Below are 1,883 nucleotides of genomic sequence, written 5' to 3'. Positions count from 1 at the left end.
CGCGGCGAGAAGGGCGGCGAACAAAAGCCCGGGTCATGACCGGGCGCTTACGCACGAAGGCAGCCGCGCGACAAATCGTCCGGTCGCCGCACTGGCACCCATCGGCGAACGAGATCACGCACTCGATGTGCGGATAATGCCTTTTGATCATCCGCAGTGCGGAGCGCGCGGCTTCCTGCTATTGCGCGGCAATGCTTCCAAGAACACCAGCCGGTTCAACTCGAGAAATCCATTCCATGGCGTATTGCGCACCAGCCCTTGGATGTGGCTTTTATCCATCGACGGGCAAAATGTCATACCGGCCGCCGATAAACACGCCGAGCGCGAGGAATGAATTTGTTGACCGTCTTGGGGCTGTAATGCAACGGCGTGATCCGCGCTTCGGCATCCTTCTTCGCGATCGGCGCGACGCGGATTTCTTTAGCGTGTCCCTTGGTCAGTCACTGAGTTCGTCGCGCATGGTTCGAGACTCCGGTTCGGGGGGACTCACGGCAGTGCGATCAACCCACAACGGCCCGTCGCGGTGGCGCCAATGCTCCGAATTCACTTCCGCTTTGTGGCATAACGGATATTGCCGGCCTTTGTGCTGCCTCGACCCGGTCGAGAATGACCCAAGGCGGACGCCTCAACTGCTCGATACGACCCATTGCGCATGGAGGCAATTGAATGGCGCCTCGAAGCAATCTGCTGGCGGCGCGTTTCTTGCGCCAACACGGGGCCGATGCCATTGAGCGTTCATCTGTCCAGTGCGGCATCAAGCCCACCTAACCGCTCGCCACGCGGGACGTTTTCTCGTAATCCATACACCTTGCAAGTACATTTCAAGCGCTCTTGACGCAGACGTTGTAAACCGCACAGGCTAGGAAAATATGTGTGAAAACTGCTCCCCGAATCTACCTCACCTGCTCGCGCCGTCTCGGCGTTCCCTAATGTTGTTCGCTGCTTCGGCGGTTGGCGTGCTGCTTGGCGACAGGATTGCTGACGCGAAGGAGGCGAAAGCACCACCCAAGCCCGACAACGTGCTCTCGCCGGACGCTTCACTGAAGCGACTCATGGAAGGCAATGCACGCTATGTCCAGGGCGCATCGCGGTGCCAGGGTTTTGAGCACGAACGCGAAGTCTTGGTCGGTGGGCAAAATCCACATGCCGCGATCCTGAGCTGTGCCGATTCGCGTATTGCACCCGAATTTGCGTTCGACAGCGGACTTGGCGATCTGTTCGTCTGCCGCGTTGCAGGCAATTTCGCCAACGATGACACGGTCGCGAGCATGGAATATGCCGCTGCGGTACTAAATACGCCACTGATCCTGGTGCTCGGCCACGACCGCTGCGGCGCCGTCGATGCTACGATCCAGTCGCTGAAAGACGACAAGCCGCCGCCGGGGCACATCCCATCCCTCATCGCCGCACTTGCGCCCGCGGTCAAGGCGTCATCGCAGCAAAGCGGGGATGCACTCGCCAACGCGACCCGGCAAAATGTGGTGGACAACGTCAACAAGCTGAAATCGGCAACCCCGATTCTGAACGCGGCAGTTGAGCAGAACAAGCTCAAGGTCGTCGGCGGCCTTTATCGGCTCGACACCGGCAGCGTCGAGCTGCTGGGCTGACACTCCCAGCAACGGGCCGTTTCGCGCGGGGCCGCGGGCGACCACAACCCTGCGATGCCGCGCGCGGAGATGGCCACGAGCTGAAGGTCGTTGGCTCTCCGCAGTCCTGAACACGTTTCGGGGCCGCAAAGCCTCAGTTGCGGCTTTTCGTACTCAGCCAACCTGCTGTATCGCCTGCTGGCCCATCGCGTCATTTCGCTGCGCTGCGGTATTTGGTCGTATCGGGAAAAGCGGACATCGAGTACGCCGCACCAAGCAGGATTTATGCACGAGGCG

Annotated in this window: 3 protein-coding genes; all 3 read left to right on the top strand. The window is 60.3% G+C overall.

What is annotated here, in order from left to right; genetic code table 11:
• Positions 1-334 (top strand): hypothetical protein (locus CQ14_RS44550; protein ID WP_199805490.1); only part of this gene is annotated, 334 nt, incomplete at its 5' end.
• A gap of 535 nt (positions 335-869) precedes the next feature.
• On the top strand, positions 870-1,607 hold the full coding sequence (locus tag CQ14_RS09700) for a carbonic anhydrase (RefSeq protein ID WP_057857686.1): 738 nt from the start codon (positions 870-872) through the stop codon (positions 1,605-1,607).
• A 90-nt stretch (positions 1,608-1,697) separates the two neighbouring features.
• Positions 1,698-1,883: hypothetical protein (locus CQ14_RS45230; protein WP_210183154.1), on the top strand; the 186-nt coding region annotated here is incomplete at its 3' end.

The organism is Bradyrhizobium lablabi (assembly GCF_001440475.1).
GTDB lineage: Bacteria > Pseudomonadota > Alphaproteobacteria > Rhizobiales > Xanthobacteraceae > Bradyrhizobium > Bradyrhizobium lablabi.
This window is presented reverse-complemented; position numbering and strand designations above follow the sequence as displayed.

Coding starts and splice junctions, on each gene's coding strand:
- CQ14_RS09700 (WP_057857686.1), top strand. CDS start 870: ATGTGTGAAAACTGCTCCCCGAATCTACCTCACCTGCTCGCGCCGTCT.